At 34.3% G+C, this 22,384-nt stretch carries 15 protein-coding genes and 1 tRNA gene; 10 read left to right on the top strand and 6 right to left on the bottom strand.

The genetic code is table 11. The features are described 5' to 3' along the window. Positions 1–34: 34 nt before the first annotated feature. Positions 35–421 (bottom strand): hypothetical protein, encoded by a 387-nt coding sequence (locus MTX13_RS11495; RefSeq protein WP_250435282.1) that lies wholly within the window; start codon positions 419–421, stop codon positions 35–37. A gap of 47 nt (positions 422–468) precedes the next feature. Beyond that, positions 469–3,390, bottom strand: a complete 2,922-nt coding sequence (locus tag MTX13_RS11490; protein WP_250435281.1) for a GH92 family glycosyl hydrolase — start codon at positions 3,388–3,390, stop codon at positions 469–471. A 42-nt stretch (positions 3,391–3,432) separates the two neighbouring features. Here MTX13_RS11490 and MTX13_RS11485 point away from each other — a divergent pair, with 42 nt between their 5' ends. The 5 genes from MTX13_RS11485 to MTX13_RS11465 all read left to right on the top strand — a co-directional run bounded on the left by MTX13_RS11485 (position 3,433) and on the right by MTX13_RS11465 (position 10,514). Then, the gene (locus MTX13_RS11485; protein WP_250435274.1) at positions 3,433–5,697 is read left to right on the top strand and encodes a glycoside hydrolase family 20 protein; all 2,265 of its coding nucleotides are present in this window, start codon (positions 3,433–3,435) and stop codon (positions 5,695–5,697) included. Between the two features lies 1 nt (position 5,698). Next, entirely contained in the window at positions 5,699–6,406 is a 708-nt protein-coding gene (locus MTX13_RS11480; RefSeq protein WP_250435272.1) for a copper homeostasis protein CutC, read from the top strand. Then, on the top strand, positions 6,396–8,864 hold the full coding sequence (locus MTX13_RS11475; RefSeq protein ID WP_250435267.1) for a beta-mannosidase: 2,469 nt from the start codon (positions 6,396–6,398) through the stop codon (positions 8,862–8,864). The genes MTX13_RS11480 and MTX13_RS11475 overlap by 11 nt, the downstream gene beginning before the upstream one ends. A gap of 64 nt (positions 8,865–8,928) precedes the next feature. Continuing rightward, the gene (locus MTX13_RS11470) at positions 8,929–10,164 is read left to right on the top strand and encodes a metallophosphoesterase (protein WP_250435265.1); all 1,236 of its coding nucleotides are present in this window, start codon (positions 8,929–8,931) and stop codon (positions 10,162–10,164) included. A gap of 53 nt (positions 10,165–10,217) precedes the next feature. Beyond that, positions 10,218–10,514, top strand: coding sequence for a thioredoxin family protein (locus MTX13_RS11465; RefSeq protein WP_103051734.1), 297 nt, complete (start codon positions 10,218–10,220; stop codon positions 10,512–10,514). Here the strand turns inward: MTX13_RS11465 and MTX13_RS11460 are convergent. Beyond that, positions 10,511–11,164: a polysaccharide deacetylase family protein gene (locus tag MTX13_RS11460; RefSeq protein WP_250435256.1), complete on the bottom strand. Its 654-nt coding sequence runs from the start codon at positions 11,162–11,164 to the stop codon at positions 10,511–10,513. The two genes, MTX13_RS11465 and MTX13_RS11460, sit on opposite strands and share 4 nt — an antisense overlap. Before the next feature lie 17 nt (positions 11,165–11,181). Then, the gene (locus MTX13_RS11455) at positions 11,182–14,532 is read right to left on the bottom strand and encodes a glycosyltransferase family 117 protein (protein WP_250435254.1); all 3,351 of its coding nucleotides are present in this window, start codon (positions 14,530–14,532) and stop codon (positions 11,182–11,184) included. Between the two features lie 153 nt (positions 14,533–14,685). Here MTX13_RS11455 and MTX13_RS11450 point away from each other — a divergent pair. Then, positions 14,686–14,758 (top strand) — tRNA-Gln (locus tag MTX13_RS11450). A gap of 168 nt (positions 14,759–14,926) precedes the next feature. Here MTX13_RS11450 and MTX13_RS11445 read toward each other — a convergent pair. Beyond that, entirely contained in the window at positions 14,927–15,751 is an 825-nt protein-coding gene (locus tag MTX13_RS11445) for a universal stress protein (RefSeq protein ID WP_250435247.1), read from the bottom strand. Between the two features lie 159 nt (positions 15,752–15,910). Between MTX13_RS11445 and rimP the strand changes: the two genes are divergently transcribed. The 3 genes from rimP to infB are packed head-to-tail and all read left to right on the top strand — an operon-like array spanning position 15,911 to position 20,396. Further along, positions 15,911–16,372, top strand: coding sequence for a ribosome assembly cofactor RimP (gene rimP, locus MTX13_RS11440; protein ID WP_250435245.1), 462 nt, complete (start codon positions 15,911–15,913; stop codon positions 16,370–16,372). Positions 16,373–16,385: 13 nt separating this feature from the next. Continuing rightward, the gene (gene nusA / locus MTX13_RS11435; protein ID WP_250435244.1) at positions 16,386–17,618 is read left to right on the top strand and encodes a transcription termination factor NusA; all 1,233 of its coding nucleotides are present in this window, start codon (positions 16,386–16,388) and stop codon (positions 17,616–17,618) included. A gap of 30 nt (positions 17,619–17,648) precedes the next feature. After that, complete coding sequence (infB, locus tag MTX13_RS11430; RefSeq protein ID WP_250435240.1) at positions 17,649–20,396, top strand: translation initiation factor IF-2; 2,748 nt, start codon at positions 17,649–17,651, stop codon at positions 20,394–20,396. A gap of 51 nt (positions 20,397–20,447) precedes the next feature. On the opposite strand, the gene MTX13_RS11425 is transcribed toward infB, so the two are convergent. Next, complete coding sequence (locus tag MTX13_RS11425) at positions 20,448–20,849, bottom strand: SPOR domain-containing protein (protein ID WP_250435232.1); 402 nt, start codon at positions 20,847–20,849, stop codon at positions 20,448–20,450. 214 nt (positions 20,850–21,063) lie between these two features. On the opposite strand from MTX13_RS11425, the gene MTX13_RS11420 reads away from it, so the two are divergent. Continuing rightward, entirely contained in the window at positions 21,064–22,356 is a 1,293-nt protein-coding gene (locus tag MTX13_RS11420; protein ID WP_250435739.1) for a c-type cytochrome, read from the top strand. Positions 22,357–22,384: the final 28 nt, after the last annotated feature.

Raw genomic sequence — 22,384 nt, 5'->3', positions numbered from 1 at the left:
TCAATAATAGGGTTTTGAAATTTGACATATTGTTTTAACCTAAAACATGGTCGTTAATCATTCTGTGGGACCATTCTATTGCTTGACTTAAGTTGTTGAAAATTTCGTAAGGTTTATCGTAAAAGTTACGTTCGTATTCAGCATTTTTTCGCATAACATCATCATCTGGAACCATAGCTATGGCAATAAGATTAGGGATATGTTCTACTTCTACGTAAGTTAGCGGATCTACTGAATAGGAATTCACACGATTAGAAATATAAACTAAATCCTTTCCAAGAAAATGCTTTTTAATGACTTCGTTTAAAATTTCTGAATGACCAGGAGTTACACTAACGCCTTCAGCAATTTGACAAATTAAAAATTCGTCAAAAACAAAAAATTCGCCATCTTCAACATTATAATAGTGAATCATTCCCATAATGAATTGGTTTTAAAATCCTTTTAAATATAAAAAACTTAAATTACTTACTTAATGGTTATTTCATCAACAAACAACCAGCTTCTACCATCATGTTCATAACCTAAATGCCACTTAGGGAGTTTGCCTAATTTTTTGGCGATGATTTTTATATAACGAGCTTTTTCATTATTTAATTCAAAGTTCAGCGTTTCAATTTTTGAACCTTCTATAGGTTTTGGCTCATTGAAAGTTTTTGAATATATAGATTTAAAGCTTTTTCCATCTGTTGAAATTAAAAAATCAACATGGGTAGGAAGAAAAATCCAAGACTTTTGATCTTGAAGAAAATTAACGGAAATCTGATTTATAGTTTTTAAACTTCCTAAATCAACCGTTGCTATTAAATCTTCATCAAAATAGCCTTGCCAAGTTCCTGTTCTAAAATCTTGTGTACCGTAGATGCCATCAATCAAAGCGTTTTGTCCACCACCATTATATTGGTTAGCGTATTCGGTGTCTAGCTTTATGGAGATGTTTGGATCGATTTTATAGAATTTAGTAGATATACGTGCACTTTCTTTTGTTCCTTCTTTAGCATAAACTTCAAGAGTCGTTGGCTCTGAAATAGTAATGGGGTTTTTATAAACCTCAAATTCGGTATCATTTAATCGATATAAAATTTGAGCTTCCTTATCTACGTTTTCTAAAACAACTTTGGTTTCACCCTTAAAGGCCACATCACCTTTGGCAATAAATGGCACTGGAACAATAATGTGTTCATCAATACTTGTTTTAGGTTCTTCATTTTCACGACTTCCCCAAATGGCAGGATTGTCTGTCATTTTAAATTCTAAAAGACCACCATTCATGATATCATTATGACTAATGTAGGAGTGTTCTAAAGCTTTTCCGTTAAGATAAGCATATTCAATATAGATATTTGTATCACTCAAATTATCAGCTATCACAGTAAATTGCTTACCATTTTCTAAATTAATAGTCGCTTTTTCAAACAAAGGTGTTCCAATAATATACTGATTACTTCCTGGTGTAACCGGATAGAATCCCAATGATGAAAACACATACCAGGCACTCATTTGCCCGCAATCTTCATTACCTGAAATACCGTCTGGTTCGTTGGTATACAATTCTGTTAATATTTGATGGACTTTTTCTTGGGTTTTATGAGGTTTTCCAACGAAATTATACAAATATGCCATGTGATGACTTGGTTCGTTGCCATGCGCATATTGTCCAATTAATCCAGTAATATCAGCTTGGTCACGTCCTGAAGTTTCTGCTTCAGCAGTAAATAATTTATCTAAATGGGATTCCAATTTATCTTTTCCGCCTAACAGATTTATAAATCCTGATACATCCTGTGGTACATAATAACTGTATTGCCAAGAGTTGGCTTCTGTATAATTGAAATTGACTTCATAAGGGTCAAAAGGAGAGAACCAGGTATTTCTAAAACGACCTCTCATAAACTGTGTTTCTGGGTCAAACACGTTTTTGTAATATTGTGCGCGTTCGCTATATGTTTTATAGTCGTCAGTTTTATTCATGGCTTTTGCCATTTGTGCAATAGTCCAGTCGTCATAAGCATATTCCAAAGTTTTTGATACCGACTCGCTTTCCTCTTCAACAGGAATAAAACCAAACTTCTTATAACTTTTTAAACCCAATTTATCTCGTGTTGCCGAATGTTTCATGGCTTGAAAAGCTTTTTCAGTATCATAACCGCGAATGCCTTTTAAATAGGCATCAGCAATAACTGGTACTGCATGATACCCAATCATACAACCTGTATAGCAAGCTGATAAATCCCAGATAGGCATAATGCCGCCTTCTTCATATTTGGCTAAAAAGGTATTGATAAAATCATTGGTTCGGTCTTCTTCAATAATGGTGTAAAGTGGATGTGCCGCACGATAGGTGTCCCAAAGTGAGAACACGGTGTAATACTCAAAATCTGTAGTTTGATGGATTTCCAAATCCATGCCACGATAGCGACCATCAACATCTTGATATAAGTTTGGAGCAATCATGGTGTGATATAAAGAGCTATAAAAATTGGTTTTGTAATCGGTATTGGTACTTTCAACTACAATTTTGTTGAGTTGGGCTTCCCAGGCATCTTGGGCTTCTTGTTTTACTTCTTCAAAGCTTTTGTTAACTATTTCAGTTTCTAAATTCTTTCGTGCACCTTCTTCATCAACGGCTGAAATACCAATTTTGATATAAACAGGATCGTTGTTTGGGTTGTCAAAAACAAATTTTTCTTTTGTAGGATATACTTCATACCTTCTGTTCCAATCTTTTATTTTATGTGAAAACTTTATATGAAAAAATAATATTTGATTAGTAGCCCAAGCTTTAGATTTTCTCATACCCAAAGCTTCTGTTTCAGATATTATTTGAACAGATCCCCCAATTAATTCATCCCGATGTTCTAAATCCAAAATCACCACTTGATTTTCTGAAGATGGAAATCGGTATTTATGCATTCCGCTACGTTTTGAAACGGTCAACTCAACATCAATATTTGTTGAATCTAAATGTACTTTGTAGTAACCAGGTTCTGCAATTTCATTGTCATGAGAAAAATGTGCGCGATACCCTTTTTTACCATCTGCTCCATTATGGAAATTAATTTCATTGGTTGGCATCAATAAAATATCACCATAATCAGAAACACCCGTTCCACTTAAATGGGTATGCGAAAAACCATAGATGTAATTGTCTGAATAATGATACCCAGAACAGCCATCCCAACCATCTAAACGTGTGTCTGGTGATAATTGCATCATACCAAACGGCATGGTTGCTCCAGGATAGGTATGGCCATGACCTCCTGTTCCAATAAAAGGGTTGACAAAGGAAATAAGTTTGCCATCTTTTTCAGCTGGCTCAATAGTTTTTTCTTGCTGACAGCTTGATGCTAGCAAAACGAAAATAAAAAAGAAAGAGATATGAAGTTTCATTAAAAAAAGGATTGCTAAATTTAAAGCATCTAATATACTAAAATGCCAATCAAGAAATTAATCGTTTACTTTGTTTTTATAGGTGTTATTTTCAATTGTAAAAACAAACCTCATGAAATTGTTACATCGCAAATTATTCCAATTCCTCAAAATCAAGAAACTGTTGAAGGACAGTTTGTTTTGAATAGTAATACAGGCATTGAATATGATAAAGCGTTTAATATTTCTGCCAATTTTTTAAAGTCATTTATTGAGCATAGTAGCAGTATTATTTTGAAAGAAAATAATGCGATTGCTCTAATAAAAGATGAAACAATAAATAATGATGAGGGTTATAAGTTACATATTACACCTTCAAATATTGAGATACATGCCAAAACAGACAGAGGTGCTTTTTATGCTATTCAAACTATAAGACAACTACTGCCAGTCGCATTCGAAGATGGTTCATTCAATAAAGAAGAAGTAAGCATTCCATGCATTAAAATTGAAGATGAACCCAGATTCAAATATCGTGGTATGCATTTAGATGTTGGTCGCCATATGTATTCGGTCGCTTTTATTAAAAAATACATCGATGCGTTAGCTATGCTAAAGATGAACACATTCCATTGGCATTTAACCGAAGACCAAGGTTGGCGAATAGAGATTAAGAAATATCCAAAACTTCAAGAAATAGCAGCTTACAGAGATGAAACTCTAGTAGGTCATTACAGCGATCAACCACATCAATTTGATGGTAAAAAGTATGGTGGGTTTTACACACAAAATGAGATAAAAGATATTGTTGCTTATGCAAATACCCGTAATATTACCATTATTCCAGAAATAGAAATGCCAGGACATAGCCAAGCAGCTATTGCAGCCTATCCAGAATTAGGTTGCACTGGAGAACAAGTTGAAGTGGCTAAAAAATGGGGCGTTTTTGAAGAGGTATATTGCACGAAAGACGAAACTTTTCAATTTTTAGAAAATGTATTGGATGAGGTTATAACTTTATTTCCAAGTGAATATATACATATTGGAGGCGACGAAGCACCAAAAACACATTGGAAAACCTGTAAAGATTGTCAACAACGCATCAAGGAAGAAGGGTTAAAAGATGAACATGAATTGCAAAACTATTTCATTACGAGAATTGAAAAATATTTGAATTCTAAAGGTAGGCAGATTATAGGCTGGGATGAAATTCTAGAAGGCGGTTTGGCGCCAAACGCAACGGTTATGTCATGGCGTGGTATAAATGGCGCAGTAGAAGCTGCTAAACAGCGCCATAATGTGGTAATGACGCCAACATCACATTGTTATTTTGATTATTACCAATCTGAAAACGATAATGAGCCATTGGCAATTGGTGGTTATCTGCCATTGGAAAAAGTTTACAATTTCAATCCAATTCCAGAAGAACTTTCTACTGAAGAGTCGAAGTTTGTATTAGGTGCGCAAGGCAATATTTGGACCGAATATATGCCAACTCAAGAACAAGTCGAGTATATGGCATTTCCACGTATGTTGGCAATGAGTGAGGTGGTTTGGTCTAATCCTGAACAAAAGAATTATTCAGATTTTGTAAATCGTGTTGAGCATTTTAATAAACGATTAGATGCTTTAGGTATTAATTATGCCAATCATTTATATGAAGTTGAAGGGAAATTGATTTCAGATGAAAACTTATCATATCAATTAAATACCTTAACTCAAGGAAAGCAAATTCGTTATACCATTGATGGTTCGGAACCAAATAACAAGTCGAATGTTTACGTCAAACCTATCAAGATAAATATGTCAATGATTATTAAAGCAGCAGTATTTAATAAAGACGAAAAATTAGGTAGTAACTTTTCAGAAACCATAAATCTTCACAAAGCAGTTGGTAAGAAGATAAGCATTAATAAAGAGCCACATAAAGCCTATTCAGGTAGTGGAGCAAAAGGATTAATAAATGGTGTTTCTGGAAGTGATAGTCGTTATGGTGATAAGGAATGGTTAGGGTTTTGGGGAGATGATATTGAAATTACTATAGATTTAGGCGAAACAAAAGAGATTAGCTCTATTGAAACGCGATTTCATAACGGACAAGGTCAATGGATTTATGCACCTAAAGAAATTAAGATAGAATTTGATGACGAAACAGAAACGTTACATATTCCAGACACGAAAGATGTTTTAGTAAATATTTCATTAGATAAGAACATTTCAACACGATTTATAAAATTAAAAATTCCGAATTACGGGATCATTCCAGAAGGGAAGCAAGGTTCAGGAAACAATGCTTGGACATTTATAGATGAAATAATTATTAATTAAAATGCTTCTAGAAATCTGTACCAATTCCTATCAATCTGCAATAAATGCTCAAGAAACAGGAGCACATCGTATTGAGTTGTGCAGCGAATTATCTGTTGGAGGTATCACACCAAGTTATGGATTGATAAAACAAGTAGTTGAAGCTTTAACTATTCCTGTGTTTGTATTGATTCGCCCTCGTAGTGGCAATTTTTACTATACTTCTGCTGAATTCGAAATTATAAAACAAGATATTCAAATATGTAAAGATTTGGGATGTCACGGAATTGTTTCAGGTGTTTTGAATATTGATAATGCCATTGACATAAAACGAACTCAAGAACTCGTTGAATTATCTAAACCCTTGCAGTTTACCTTTCATCGTGCCTTTGATTGCGTACCAAACCCTCAAGAGTCATTGGAACAATTAATTCAATTAGGAGTTGAGCGTGTTTTAACTTCTGGGCAAAAACCAAATGCTATGGAAGGTATTAACTTATTGAAGGAGTTAAAAGAACAAGCAAAAAATAAAATCAAAATTTTGGTTGGGAGTGGTATAAATTCAGAAAATGTATATCAATTTAAAAAAGCTGGTTTTGAAGAAATCCATGCGTCAGCATCAAAAGTTATAAATGACGAATCTTCTATATACTTTGGAAATACAGCACAAACTGTTTCAGATGTAGATAAAATAAATAGCATATTAAAAATAATTCAAGATGAGGTTTAGTTACATCATTTTAATAGTGCTTTGTTGTTTTGGTTGTAGCAAAAAAAACAATGTTCCAACAAGCATAGAATTGCACGATAATTGGCAGTTTAAAGCCGTAACCGATTCTATTTGGGAAACAGCAACTGTTCCAGGAAATGTATTTTCAGATTTGTTAGACCATAGTAAAATACCAGACCCTTTTATAGGTAATAATGAAGATAAGGTGCAATGGGTTTCCAAAACAGATTGGGAGTATAAAACAAACTTTCAAGTTGATGCTAAAACATTAAAAAGAAACCATATTGAGCTGAATTTTGAAGGACTAGATTCTTATGCTAGGGTGTTTTTAAATGATAGTTTAGTTCTGAAAACAAATAACGCATTTCGTAAGTTTTTGGTAGATATTAAATCACTTTTGAAAGCAGAAAATGAATTGCGAATTGTTTTTGAAAACACATCAAAGCATGAAGAACAAGCTAAAGCAAATCTTAATTACACCTTACCAGAAGGTAACCGGATTTTTACTAGAAAAGCCCAATTTCAATATGGCTGGGATTGGGGTCCAAAATTAAAAACAAGTGGTATTTGGCGACCAATTACGTTAAATGCTTGGGATGATTTTAAGATTGAGGATATTTATATAAATCAACTCCAACTTTCAGATGAAAACGCCAAACTTCAAATACAACTTCAAAATAAAACACTGTTAGATAAAGAATTGACCTACAGCGTTTATGTAGATGATTCATTATTCATTGAACGATTAGAAACCAAAAATCAGAAATCAGAAATTAATTTCGAAATCAATAATCCAAAACGCTGGTGGCCTCATAATTTAGGCGAGCCCTATTTGTACGATATTAAAGTTGTGGTAAAAGATGGGGAAACGGTTTTGGATAGTATATCTAAAAAAATAGGATTACGAACTATTGAGCTCGTTACTGAAAAAGATAGTGTTGGCGAATCGTTTTATTTTAAAGTCAATGATGTTCCTGTATACGCCAAAGGAGCCAATTACATTCCACAAAATAGTTTTCAAAATCAAGTCACAGAGGATCATTATGAAAAATTGCTAAATGATGTGGTTAATGCCAACATGAATATGCTGCGTGTTTGGGGAGGCGGTATTTATGAAAATGACATATTTTACGATTTATGTGATGAAAAAGGCATTTTGGTCTGGCAAGATTTTATGTTTGCTTGTGCCATGTATCCTGGTGATAACGCATTTATAGAAAATGTAAAACAAGAAGCGATTGATAATGTTAAGCGTTTACGTAATCATCCATCTATAGCCTTATGGTGTGGTAATAATGAAAACTCTGAAGGCTGGCATCGTTGGGGTTGGCAAAATGGTAGAAGTGAAGCTGAAAAAAATGAAATTTGGAATAATTATTTAAAGGTTTTTGATTCTATTTTGCCAAGAACAGTCGGGCAATATTCAGATACGGATTATTGGGAAAGTTCTCCAAAATATGGTCGTGGAAACCCAAAGTATGAATTTGAAGGCGATGCGCACGATTGGTGGATTTGGCATGATGCCTATTCGTTTGAGCATTTGGAAGAACATGTACCACGATTTATGAGTGAGTTTGGCTTTCAAAGTTTTTCAAGTTATGAAGTGATTAACTATATCAATCAGAATGATTCACTTGATATTACATCAGAAGGCTTTAAAAACCATCAAAAACATGTACGAGGTTTTCAGTTAATTGATGAGTATATGGCTCGAGATTTTCCGGTACCCAACAATACTGAAGATTATGTTTATATAAGCCAGCTGCTACAGGCTTATGGTATAACAAAAGGCATTGAAGCTCACCGAAGAGCAAAACCATACAATATGGGAACCCTATATTGGCAACTTAATGATTGTTGGCCTGCTATATCGTGGTCTAGTATTGACTTTTTTGGCAATTGGAAAGCCTTGCATTATAAAGCTAAACATAGTTTTGAAAATGTCTTGATTTCATCAAAAGTTAAAAACAATGTTTTAAAAACTTATGCTGTAAATGATAGTTTGGAAGATATTTCATTAAATCTTAATGTTAGTTTAATAGATTTTAATGGTAAGCGTATTTTACATAAACAGGTTTATGATAAGGTTCCTGGAAATCGAAGTAAACAAATTTTTAGTTTGGATTTAAATGATATTGATTTTGATAAGGAATCAACTACTTTGTGGATTGAAGGTAATGGTTATTCAAACTTGCATTATTTTGCTAAACCAAAAGATCTCAAACTTAAACCGCAAACTATTCAAAAAACAATTACTAAAACAGATAGAGGATTTGAAATAGAACTCTCAAGTAAAACGCTTCAAAAAGATGTGTTTATTTATTGTAATGAAAAGGGGCACTTTTCCGACAATTATTTTGATTTACTTCCAAATCAAATAAAAATCATAACATTTATAACCAAAACAAATTCAATTAACGACTTGAAAATTAAAACCTTAAACCAGATTAAAAATTAACACGATATTAAAATTTCATGATTTTATTGAGAGTATATTTGTAATACTTTAATTAAAGAACTGTATGTCGCGCTGGATAATTACTATTATTATATTTTCTATAGTATTTTTACTTATTGAGATTTATGCCTTTCAAGCCATTAGAACGCTTACTAAAAGTCGTATAATTCGTTGGATTTGGATAATTATTTCTTTAGCTGTCTATATTAATTTTGCTTATACAATTTTTTCAACCCCAAGAAGCGCAGGTCAGACGGTTGGTTTTCAATTTGCATCAGGTTTATTAATTACTTTTTTAATTCCTAAAATAGTTTTAATGCTAATACTTTTTGGCGAAGATGTTGTTAGAGTATTGGTTAAAACATTCTCATATTTATCTCCTGGAGAAACCAATGATTTTGCTGGCAGAAGAGCATTTATTTCTAAAGTTGCACTTGGTATTGCCGCTATTCCATTCGCTTCATTTCTATATGGTATTTGGCAAGGGCGTTATAATTACAAAGTTCTAAAATATCAATTGACTTTTAATGATTTACCAGATGCGTTTGATGGATTTAAAATCACTCAAATTTCTGATATCCATTCAGGTAGTTTTACCAATAAGGAAAAGATAAAGTATGGTGTCGATTTAATTAATGAACAACAATCTGATTTAATGTTGTTTACTGGTGATATTGTAAACAATAAAGCAGAAGAAATGAATGATTGGATAGATATTTTTAAAGAGCTAAAAGCGCCATTTGGAAAATATTCTATTCTAGGTAATCATGATTATGGCGATTATGTAAAATGGGAAAAACCTGAAGATAAAGTGAGTAATTTTCAAGCGGTTAAGGATATTCATCCCAAAATTGGTTTTGATCTATTATTGGATGAACATCGCTACATAGAAAAAGATGGTCAAAAACTTGCTTTAATTGGTGTAGAGAATTGGGGTAAAGGGTTTAATCAAGCTGGTAATCTAGATAAGGCTTCTTCCCAAGTCAATAAAGATGATTTTAAAATCCTCATGACACATGATCCTTCCCATTGGGAATATAAAGTCAAGCAAGACGATTTCAACTACCATCTAACCTTAAGTGGCCATACTCATGGTTTACAAATGGGTATTGAAATCCCTGGTTTCTTTAGATGGAGTCCTTCGCAGTATGTGTATAAGCAATGGGCAGGTTTATACAGTGAATTCGGTAGGTTTATTAATGTCAATCGTGGATTCGGCTATCATGCATTTCCTGGGCGTGTAGGAATATGGCCCGAAATAACCGTTATTGAACTTAAAAAGGGTGTAAATAATGCTTAATTGCAAGGAAATGTTATATTTGTATAACAGCATTTGACTTAAAACTTTAATGTATGTCAAAATTTGGGGAACTAATAGATGTAAACATTCCAGTTTTGTTGGATTTTTTCACGGAATGGAATGAACAGTCAACAGCTATGCATGCCGTCTTAAGAGATGTTGCAGCTGCCCTTGGCGATAAAGCCAAAGTCATTAAAATTGATGTTGATAAAAATAAGGAGTTAGCCGAAGCGCTTCGTGTAAAAGGGTTGCCAACATTGATTATCTACAAAAACGGCGAAATGAAATGGCGCCATAGTGGCGAACAAGATGCCAATACCTTAATAGGTATTATTCAAGAGTACGTTTAGATATTTAGAGATTTAAACGAATATCCCTTTTTACCAAAATATTCCAAAATTTTTGGGAGTGTGTATTTCAAATTTTTAGAAGCTTTAAGGCTGTCGTGAAATACAATGATACTGCCTGGTTCTGTTTTAGCAGTTACATTGTTTAAACATGTTTCTGGATTAATGGAGTTGTCCCAATCGAATGATAATACATTCCACATGATTATTTTATAATTTAATTCTAATAGTGCTTTACCTTGTTTGGGTTTAATTTGCCCATAAGGCGGTCTAAACATTTTGGGCTCTGTTAAATTTCTTCCTTCAATTTCCGAATTTATTATGTTTTGGCAGTTTTGAATATCTGATACATATTCTTTTTTATTGGTTTGCCAACCTTTTAAATGTGTATTGGAATGGTTGCCAATGGCATGATCTTGATCAAGTATATTATGGAATATTTCAGGATACTTTTTAATGTTGTTGCCAATACAAAAAAACGTAGCTTGAGCATTATATTCTTTTAATGTATTAAGTGTCCAATTGGTGATTTCTGGAGTGGGTCCATCGTCAAAGGTTAAGTAAATTACTTTATCAGTAGTAGAAACCTCCCAAATATAATCTGGGAGGAGTTTTTTTACTACTGTTGGCGTTTTAACTGGTACAATGCGCATTGCTTTTAGGAGTGAGGTTACTCTTCTGGAGCAATGGTAGTGTCAGTCTGTAAAATATCAATATCAAGTGGTTCTGGTTCTTCGGGTTCTGGTTCATCATCACCATAGAAATGCCTGAAGAGATTTAGATAGCTGGTAAACGTTTTCACTTCTGCTTCTGCAAAATCAGGATCGTATTCCAAAAGCACATCTACAATGCTTTTGTAGCGTTCAATGTCGGTATATATTTCTTCAAATACCTGTTGTTGCTGCAATGGATCTAATTTGCTATAATACGTTAAATTCTCTTGATATTTGGTAGCGACATCTTTAAATAGCTTTTGTGCCTTTTCTTTCGCATCAACTTCATAGTAAGCACTAATATAAGGTTCTAGCAATGTGTAGAAGCCAAAGTAATCTACAGGCATTTTCTCCATAGCAATGTCAGCTATTTCTTCGGCTTTATCAAACTTCTCTTCATTAATTAGCTGTTCAACTAAACGCGCTAGATTACCTCTATAGGTAATTGAATTTCGACGTGTTTCCGTATCGTAATAAATATCTGGACTACCACTATTGCCCCAATCCCAATTTACAACCTTATTATACATTAGGTCACTATCCACACGGCCCATATCAAACGGATTGGCTTTATCTACAGGTGTTTTAATGGGCACCAGTTTATAGGTCATGCCATCAAGTTGTAAGTAGTCTTTCATCCAAATGTAATCGTCATTACCAAATGCGCCACCCGTAAAATAAATAGGGCGTTTCCAATCATTATTGGCAACAACGTCCAACATTAATAAACGGTTTTTGTATAAGGCACCATCAGTAATCTTAATTGTAATATAGTCCACAATATCTGCGGAGTCTTTTTCTTTAACAATACCATATTTAAGAGCATTTTCTTTGTTTACTGGAATTTGCACGTATTCAACTGGGAAATAATTAGAATTGACTAACTGTGAGGGATAGTAACTGGGGTCTTCACCTTGTTGCTGTAAAATATATTTGAATTTTGTTTTAGGATTATCGCTTGTCACAAAATCTAAAAAGTCATCGATTAATAGGGTATCCTTATTAAGTAGGCGTTTAGGTCTGCCTTTTTCATCATAAACATATAGTTTTTTCATGACGTAATCTCTAGTTCCATAGCGGTATTGCTCATGGGTTAATTTAGAAGGTATGGGGTCGCTCTCATAAGCTTTACGTTTCATTTGGTCTATGTACCAATCGGTTTGGAATAAGCTGGTGTTAACAACACGTACATCTGTTCTATATCCTTCAATTTCTTGGGCATACCACAATGCAAAGGTGTCATTATCACCAATTGAAAAGAGAATGCCATTTTCGGCACAAGAATCAAGATATTTTTTGGCCATAGCTTTTGCTGTGTATTTACCTGAACGATCATGATCGTCCCAATTGTTGGCAGCCAAAATTCCAGGAACCAATACCAAACATAAAACCGTTACGGCTGGAGCCAGTAATTTAGATTGAATTTTAGCTTTTAAGGCATCAATTATGGCATAGACACCAAATCCTATCCAAAGGGCAAACACATAAAAGGAACCTACAACAGAATAATCACGTTCGCGTGGCTCAAATGGTCTTACGTTGGTATATACTTGAATGGCTAAACCTGTAAACAGGAAAAACACCAACATAACCCAAAATAGTTTTCTGTCTTTATTGTATAAAAAGAACAAGCCAATCAAGCCTAAAATTAAAGGTAAGAAATAATAGGTGTTTCTGGCTTTGTTATTTTTAACATCACTCGGTAAATTGTCTTGAGGTAATCCTAAATGCCACTCATCAATAAGGTTTATACCACTCAACCAATTGCCGTTAAAATCGTCAAGTTTTCCTTGTACATCATTCTGTCTCCCAACAAAATTCCACATAAAATAGCGCCAGTACATATACCCTAATTGGTATTCCATCATATAGGCTATGTTGTTTCCTAAAGACGGCTTTTTAACGTCAATATATTCTCTAAACTGCAATAAAAAATTATGGTAGTCTTCATAATCAACCATGCCGCGTGCAACCTCGTTTTTAAAATTACTTATGGCACCACGAAGTTCATTCTCCATTTGGTATTCAGGTTTTAATTTAAAATCTAAATAACCAGTAAAAATCATATAGTTTTCAGCGTTTTCACCACTCCACATTCGCGGTAAAATGGAGGCGTGATTAGCATTATAGTTTTGTCTCGCTTTTTCCCAATCGTTTATAATGACATATTTGCCTGTTTTTTCGTCTTTTTCATAATTGGGTTTGTCATCTATATAAGGTTCGTTTTCATCTAAACCAGAGTATTGATCGGTAAACTGTGGGCCATAAAACAAATGCGTTTCAGGATACTGCTCAAGATTGTAGTAAGCCAATAATTCTCTAGCATCAGAAGGGTCATTTTCATTAATAACCACATCTGCATTAGCACGAATTGGCAGCATGAGCCACGATGAAAATCCTATAATTACAAAGGTTAAGCAAAGTATGCCTGTGTTTAAATGTTTGTATTGTTTTTCACGTGTATATTTTAATCCAAAATAAACTAAACCAACCAAAAGGAGGCCAGCTATAATTGATCCAGAATTAAATGGCAGGCCAATAGAGTTCACAAAGAAAATTTCCATAGCACTAAAATACCTTAAGATATTAGGTGCTAACAATTTAAAGATGAATAATAAAATGGCAACTGAAACTACGTTAGCAATTATAAAATTCTTTAAGGTAATCTCTTTGTAATTTTTAAAATAATAAATTAATCCAATAGCTGGAATGGTTAGCAAGCCCATAAAATGGACACCGAAGGAAAGCCCTATGACAAAGGCTATTAATATTAACCATCGGTTGCCGCGAGGTTTATCCATGTCACGTTCCCAACGTAGTGCTAAATAAAATAACACAGACATGATTAAGGTAGCCATGGCATAAACTTCGGTTTCAACAGCATTAAACCAAAAAGAATCGGTAAATGTAAATGCTAAACTACCTACTAAGGCACTTCCTAAAACAGCAATTTTTTGTGTACTACTTAAGTTTTTTGGAGTGCCAACCAATTTTTGCAACAGCATGCTTATGGTCCAAAACATAAATAGAATGGTAAATGCACTGGCTACGGCACTCATCATATTCATCATATAACCTATCAATTCATTATTCCCAAAAGTGAAGGTTGAGAAAAAGGCACCAAACATTTGAAATAATGGAGCTCCAGGTGGATGCCCTACTTGCAGTTTTGAAGAGGTTAATATGTACTCTCCTGCATCCCAGAAGCTTACAGTAGGTTCAACAGTTAGACTATATGTGATTAAAGCAACTAAAAATGAAAACCAAGCTAATAAATTGTTCCATTTTTTAAAGCTAATATGTGCCATGAAATTGATGTTTGTTAGACTAGGCGAATTTAACAATAATTATCAAATGAAGACTAGTTTTAAGGAAACGTTAAGTATTTTAGATATTATTTTATTTAAAAAATGTTTGTGCAAACAAAACTTTGTTATAAATTTGCATCCTCATTTACACAATGGCCTATGGTGTAACTGGCAACACGTCTGGTTTTGGTCCAGAAGAGTCTAGGTTCGAGCCCTAGTAGGCCAACAAGTAATTTTGCTTCCCGATTCATGATTTGAGTCGGGATTTTTTTATTTAGTAAAATAATTAGGCGAGAAGTTTATACCGAGCGAAGTCGAGGTAAGCCCTAGTAGGCCAACAAAAATGTCTTTCAAGTTATTTGAAAGACTTTTTTACTTTTTACTCTTGTGTTAATTAGATTTTAAAAGTAACCACTGGTCTTTTGGCGTGGTTTACTAAATCTTCACTTATACTGCCATTAAAGAAGTGTGCTATGCCCTGTCTTCCATGAGTACTGATTCCAATTAAATCGGCTCCTATAATGTGTGAAAAATTCAAAATACCTTTTTCTACTGTTTCATCATTGTATATAGATATGGTGTAATTGTCAAAGTCAGCATCTTTTATAAAATCTAAAATACGTGCTTTTGCAGTAGCCGTTGTTGTAAAATTACTGGCAGTATTTACAAATAATAAATGAATTTTTGCATCAAAAGCTTTAGCTAAAGTAGCTGCTTGCTTAAAAGTTTCTTTGTTGTCGTTTTTAAAGTCAGAAGCAAAAACAAAATTATCTATTCTGAATTGATCATGGTGGTTCTTAATAACTAATACGGGAACTTCTGCTGTTCTTACAACTTTTTCGGTGTTCGAGCCAATAAACATTTCTTTAAATCCGCTTGCACCATGAGATCCCATGATAATCAAATCAATATTGTGCTCTTTACAGGTGTTTGAAATACCAGTAAGTGTATTATTAAAGTCTACAGTTTCATGAACAGTAACATCCTTTAGGTAATCTTGGCTCATGGTCTGTTCAAACTTTTTATGTGCCAATTTCATGAAAAATACAGCTTCAGGCAATTCGCTATGGTTGCTTAAGGCATCTACTTGGTGCAAAGGCAGCTCCAGCATATGCAATAAATAAATTTCGCTATCATGTTTTCTTGCTAATTGAGCAGCAACTTGCAATGCATTTTCGGCTTGTTTTGAAAAATCTGTAGGAACGAGTATTCTTTTCATTTAAGAGGAGTTTTTAGTTTAATTAGTCAGTTTAAAATTAAGAATAAAAATTGATATTTTAATCATTATGCAAATCAATTTAATTATTGTATATTTGCATCGTTGAAAGAATAAAGAATAAATGAGGGGACGGAAAGTCCCCTCTTTTTATACCAAAAAATGTTTAGAACAACTGTCGAAAATTTGTTGGAAAAGGCTTTAGATGAACGTGAAGATTTATTTCTCATAGATTTATCTGTTGGCAATGATAATGCTATTAAGGTCATTTTAGATGGCGATAATGGTGTAACGGTAGACGATTGCGTTTTTGTAAGTAGAGCTATTGAGCATAATTTAGATCGAGAAGAACTGGATTTTTCTCTAGAGGTAGCTTCTGCTGGCGCAACAGAACCGTTGAGGCACAAAAGACAGTATGTAAAAAACATTGGTAGGGATTTAGAGATAAAAACGTCAAACGATGTTGTAAAGGGAAACCTAGTAAAGGCAACCGAGAATGATATTACAGTGCAATGGAAAGCACGCGAACCAAAACCAGTAGGTAAAGGAAAAGTAACGGTTCAAAAAGAAGCTAATATTCCTATAGATAGGATAGTGGAAGCAAAAGTTATGATAAAATTTTAATTCAAATAGAGATATGGAAAATCTTGCGTTAATTGAATCTTTTTCAGAATTCAAAGACGATAAATTAATCGATCGTGTAACGTTAATGGCGATTTTAGAAGATGTATTTAGAAATGCATTAAAGAAGAAGTTTGGTGATGATGATAATTTTGATATTATTATAAATCCAGATAAAGGAGATTTAGAAATATGGAGAAACCGAATAGTTGTCGCTGATGGTGAAGTTGAAGATCCAAACCAAGAGATTTCTTTAACAGAAGCACGTAAAATTGAACCAGATTTTGAAGTAGGAGAAGATGTTTCTGAAGAAGTTAAACTTATAGATTTAGGGCGTCGTTCAATCTTGGCCTTGCGCCAGAATTTAATTTCAAAAATTCATGAGCACGATAATACTAACATTTATAAGCAGTTTAAAGATTTAGTTGGAGACATATATACTGCAGAGGTTCATCATATACGTCATAGAGCAGTCATTTTATTGGATGATGAAGGGAATGAGATAATCTTACCAAAAGAGAAACAAATTCCTTCAGATTTCTTTAGAAAAGGTGATAACGTTCGCGGTATTATTGAGAGTGTTGAGCTTAAAGGCAACAAGCCAGCTATCATTATGTCTAGAACTGCTCCAGAATTTTTAGAAAAATTATTCGAGCAGGAAATCCCTGAAGTTTTTGATGGCTTAATTACCATTAAAAATGTCGTGCGAATTCCAGGGGAAAAAGCTAAAGTAGCTGTAGATTCTTATGATGACAGAATTGACCCTGTAGGAGCATGTGTTGGGATGAAAGGATCTAGAATTCACGGTATCGTCCGCGAATTAGGAAACGAAAACATAGATGTAATTAATTATACGAATAACTTACAGCTGTACATTACCAGAGCATTAAGCCCAGCACGTGTAACATCAATAAAGATTGATGAAGAAAATAAACGTGCCGAAGCCATTTTAAAACCAGAAGAGGTAAGTAAAGCCATTGGTAGAGGTGGACATAACATTCGATTGGCAGGCCAACTAACAGGTTACGAGATTGATGTGTTTAGAGAAGGCGCAGAAGAAGATGTTGAATTAAGAGAATTCTCTGATGAAATAGAATCATGGATCATCGAAGAATTTAATAAGGTAGGTCTAGATACTGCTAAAAGTATTTTAGAACAAGATGTTCAGGATTTAGTTAAACGAACAGATTTAGAAGAAGAAACAATTATTGATGTTATTAGAATTCTTAAAGAGGAATTTGAAGATTAACATATATTTAGGTTATATTAAAGGCAATTTATGGCTGACACAATTAGATTAAATAAAGTATTACGAGAGCTTAATATTTCTCTAGATCGTGCTGTGGAGTATTTAGATTCCAAGGGCATTGAAATAGAGAAGCGACCGACTACAAAGATATCTGAAGAGGTTCATCAACTTTTACACGATGAGTTTGAAACAGATGCCAATAAAAAGGCGAAGTCGCAAGAGGTTAGTGAAGCTAAGCAAAAAGAAAAAGAAGCTTTAAGAATACAACGCGAAAAAGAATTAGAAGAGAAAGAACAAGCCAAGGCAAAAGAAGCTGCAACCATAAAAGAGGAAGAGGTCGTAAAGGCTAAAACTACCCTTTCAGGACCTAAACAGGTTGGCAAAATAGATTTGGATGCAGACAAGAAGAAAGCACCTAAAACTAAAGAGGTTAAGCCTGTTGAGCCTAAAGCTGAAGCTGTAGAAGAAAAACCTAAAGTAAAAGAAACTGCTGCAACCAAACCAAAAGTTGAGGATTCGCCTAAAAAAGAAACAGCAAAAAAGCCTAAAACATCTACTGAAAAATCTAAAGCTAAAGAAGCTGAAACTTCTGAAGTAGCAGATGTTGATGAGAAAGTAGAAACGCAATACCAAAAACTTTCAGGGCCTAAAATTGCTGGTGACAAAATTGATTTAAGTCAGTTTAATAAACCTAAAAAGAAGAAAGAAGAAAAGAAAGCAGATTCTAAAAATTCTGAGCCTGGCAAGAAAAGACGTCGTAGAATTAGTAAGGCAGGAGCTCCAGGAGCAGGAGGTAACGCAGGTAATCGAGGAGGAAACGATCGTTTTAAAGGAAAAGGTAAAGGTAGACGAAATGTTGTTAAAGAAGAACCTAGTGAAGAAGAAGTACAAAAACAAGTACGTGAAACTTTAGAAAAGCTTCAAGGAAAGTCCAATAAAGGTAAAGGTGCCAAATACCGTCGTGAAAAACGGGACCAACATAGAGAACAAACAGAAAAAGATTTACAGGCAGAAGCTGCAGAAAGTAAAATCCTTAAAGTTACCGAGTTTGTAACCGCAAGCGAAGTGGCTACCATGATGAATGTTTCGGTTACTGAAATTATTTCGGCTTGTATGTCTCTTGGTATGATGGTAACCATGAACCAACGTTTAGATGCTGAAACATTATCTATTGTTGCTGAAGAGTTTGGTTATGAGGTAGAGTTTGTAACTGCTGATATAGAAGAATCTATTGAAGAAGTTGAAGATAAACCTGAAGATTTAAAACCACGTGCTCCAATTGTAACCGTTATGGGTCACGTAGATCACGGTAAAACATCGTTACTAGATTATATTCGTGAAGAGAATGTAATAGCAGGTGAGTCAGGAGGTATTACACAGCATATTGGGGCTTATGGGGTACAATTGGAAAACGGACAAAAAATAGCGTTTTTAGATACACCAGGTCACGAAGCCTTTACGGCAATGCGTGCTCGTGGTGCTCAAGTTACCGATATAGCTATTATTGTAATTGCAGCAGATGATGATATCATGCCGCAAACTAAAGAAGCCATTTCTCACGCTCAAGCAGCAGGAGTACCAATTGTTTTTGCAATTAATAAAATAGATAGGCCAACGGCAAATCCAGATAAAATTAAAGAAGGATTGGCTAACATGAACCTGTTGGTTGAAGATTGGGGAGGAAAAATTCAATCCCACGATATTTCTGCAAAAACAGGTGATGGTGTTAAAGAATTATTAGAAAAAGTATTGCTTGAAGCCGAATTATTAGAGCTTAAAGCTAATCCAGATAAACTGGCACAAGGTACCGTAGTCGAAGCCTTTTTAGATAAAGGTAGAGGTTATGTTTCAACAATTTTGGTGCAGGCGGGAACATTAAAAGTTGGCGATTACGTACTTGCTGGTAAAAACAGTGGTAAAGTAAAAGCTATGCACGATGAGCGCGGTAAAGAAGTAAAAGCTGCTGGCCCATCTACACCAGTTTCAATTTTAGGTCTTGATGGAGCGCCTCAAGCAGGAGATAAGTTCAATGTATTTGAGGACGAACGGGAAGCGAAAAGTATTGCCACCAAACGTACACAATTACAGCGCGAGCAATCGGTTAGAACGCAACGTCATATTACTTTAGACGAAATTGGTCGTCGTATTGCATTAGGTGATTTCCAAGAATTGAATATTATATTGAAAGGTGATGTGGACGGTTCCGTTGAAGCCTTAACAGATTCGTTCCAAAAGTTATCTACTGAAGAAATTCAAGTAAACATTATCCATAAAGGTGTTGGTCCAATTACAGAAAGTGATGTGTTGTTGGCCTCTGCTTCAGATGCTGTTATTATCGGATTTAACGTAAGACCAATGGGTAATGCACGCCAAATAGCAGATAAAGAAGAAATCGATATCAGAATGTATTCTATTATCTATGATGCTATTAATGATCTTAAGGATGCTATGGAAGGGATGTTGTCTCCTGAATTAAAAGAAGAGATAACTGGTACAGCTGAAATTAGAGAAATATTTAAGGTATCTAAAATTGGAAGTATCGCTGGTTGTATGGTAACAAACGGTAAGATTTACAGAAATTCAGGTGTACGTTTAATTCGTGATGGTGTTGTGGTTTACACAGGCGAACTGGCTTCGTTAAAACGTTTTAAAGACGATGTAAAAGAAGTTTCTAAAGGATACGATTGTGGTATGCAAATCAAAAATTATAACGATATTAAAGAAGGCGATATAATTGAAGCATTCCAAGAAGTAGAAGTAAAAAAGAAGTTAAAATAAGCTTTGAAAACATACTTAAAAAAAAGCGACCAATTGGTCGCTTTTTTTGTTTTAATCTTTTTCTTTTTTGGGTTTAAAAACAAAAGCACTTTTAAACTCTTTTTGAACTTTCAATAGTGCCCTATCTGCCTCAAGGCGACTTCTGAAATTTCCAACCCAAACTTTGTAATTTGGAGTTTCAAATACAGTAATTACAGGTAATTCGCTCATTTTGGTTTTAACTATAGACTTTGCCTTTTCGGCTTCTGCTTGACGATTTCCAGAAAAGACTTGAATTTTATAGCGTTCAGAATCTGTTTCAGATGTGTTCATAGATGTTTTAACAGCCAGCAATTTGTCAATTTTTGGGTCTTGATTAATGTTTAAACTGCCCTCTTGTGCAAAGCTAATTTGCATAGTTAAAATTAGACATGAGGCTAGAAACACCATATTTTTAGGTTTCAATAAATTCATTTTCAATAGTATTTAATACAAAAGTAAATTATAATAACTAAAACTCAGCCTATTTTATTATTTAGAATTTCTCTAAATTAGCAATTAACAGTTCTGTAACATTTCTAAAATCGACTTTAAATGTTACTTTTGCGTGAGATTTTATTATTGTATTTTTTTCTTTTATTAAATGAAAAAATCATACCAAAGTTTAGAAGTTAATTCAACTAATAATATGAAACAGGTGAATCACCGAAAATTAGGCAAAAACATTCTCCGTTTAAGTTTAATTATTTTACTAGCGTTTTCAACCTCACTTTCTGCTCAAGAAGGCGATCCAGCAAAAGGAAAATCTTTATTTAATGCCAACTGTGCTGCTTGTCATAAATTAGACAAGAAGATGACAGGTCCTGCACTGCGTAAAGTAGAGCAAAGACTTTCAGATGAACAAGGCTTGGATAGAGAGTGGATTGCTGCTTGGATTAGAAACAGTGCTGCTGTAATTAAGTCTGGAGATGCTTACGCAAACAAAATTTATGACGAATATGGTGGAGCGGCTATGACTGCTATGCCACAGTTGACAGATGAAGATATAAGTCATATACTAGCTTATACAGCTGAAGATGTGCCCGAGCCAGTAGTAGCGCAGGTAACAGGAGGTCAAGATGGAAGTGGAAGCCAGGAAGGCGGAATTTCAAATAAAATGATTCTTGGTGCTTTAGCCGTTTTATTTGCACTATTAGCCATGGCGCTAGTCTTGGTTAGACAGACGCTTAACCGTTTTGCTGAAGCTAAAGGCGTAGACATTTCTGAAACAAAAGGCACACCAATATGGAAAGCATTTGTGCAAAACCAATTTTTGGTATTGGTTACTGCTATTTTCTTATTGTTGGCTAGTGGTTATTTTGTTTATGGTTATTTAATGCAAGTAGGTGTTGACCAAGGATATCAGCCTGTTCAGCCTATTCATTATTCACACAAGATTCACGCAGGCGATAATGGTATAGATTGTAAGTATTGTCACTCTTCTGCAAGAGTGAGTAAAACTTCAGGTATTCCTTCGCTTAATGTATGTATGAATTGCCATAAATCTATTTATGAGGTTGCTCCAGAAACAGCTTCGGCAGAATACAGCAAGGAATTTTACGATGGAGAGATTAAAAAACTTTACGCTGCAGTTGGATGGGATGATGCCGAGCAAAAATATACAGGAGAAACGCAGCCGGTTAAATGGGTAAGAATACACAATTTACCAGATTTCGCCTATTTCAATCACTCTCAACACGTTTCTGTTGCAGGTATTGAGTGTCAAACATGTCACGGTCCAGTAGAGGAAATGGAAATTATGTATCAGTATGCACCACTTACAATGGGGTGGTGTATTAACTGTCACAGAGAAACAAATGTAAACGTTAAAGACAACGCATACTACGAGAAAATTCATGCTGAATTATCTAAAAAGTATGGTGTAGACCAATTAACAGCTGCTCAAATGGGTGGTTTGGAATGTGGTAAGTGTCATTATTAATTTAATAAGAAGTAATTCAATTATATAA

It is taken from the genome of Hanstruepera flava (assembly GCF_023634025.1).
Classification (GTDB): domain Bacteria; phylum Bacteroidota; class Bacteroidia; order Flavobacteriales; family Flavobacteriaceae; genus Hanstruepera; species Hanstruepera flava.
The sequence above is the reverse complement of the archived record's forward strand: the minus strand, read 5'-3'. Positions and strand labels throughout refer to the sequence as shown.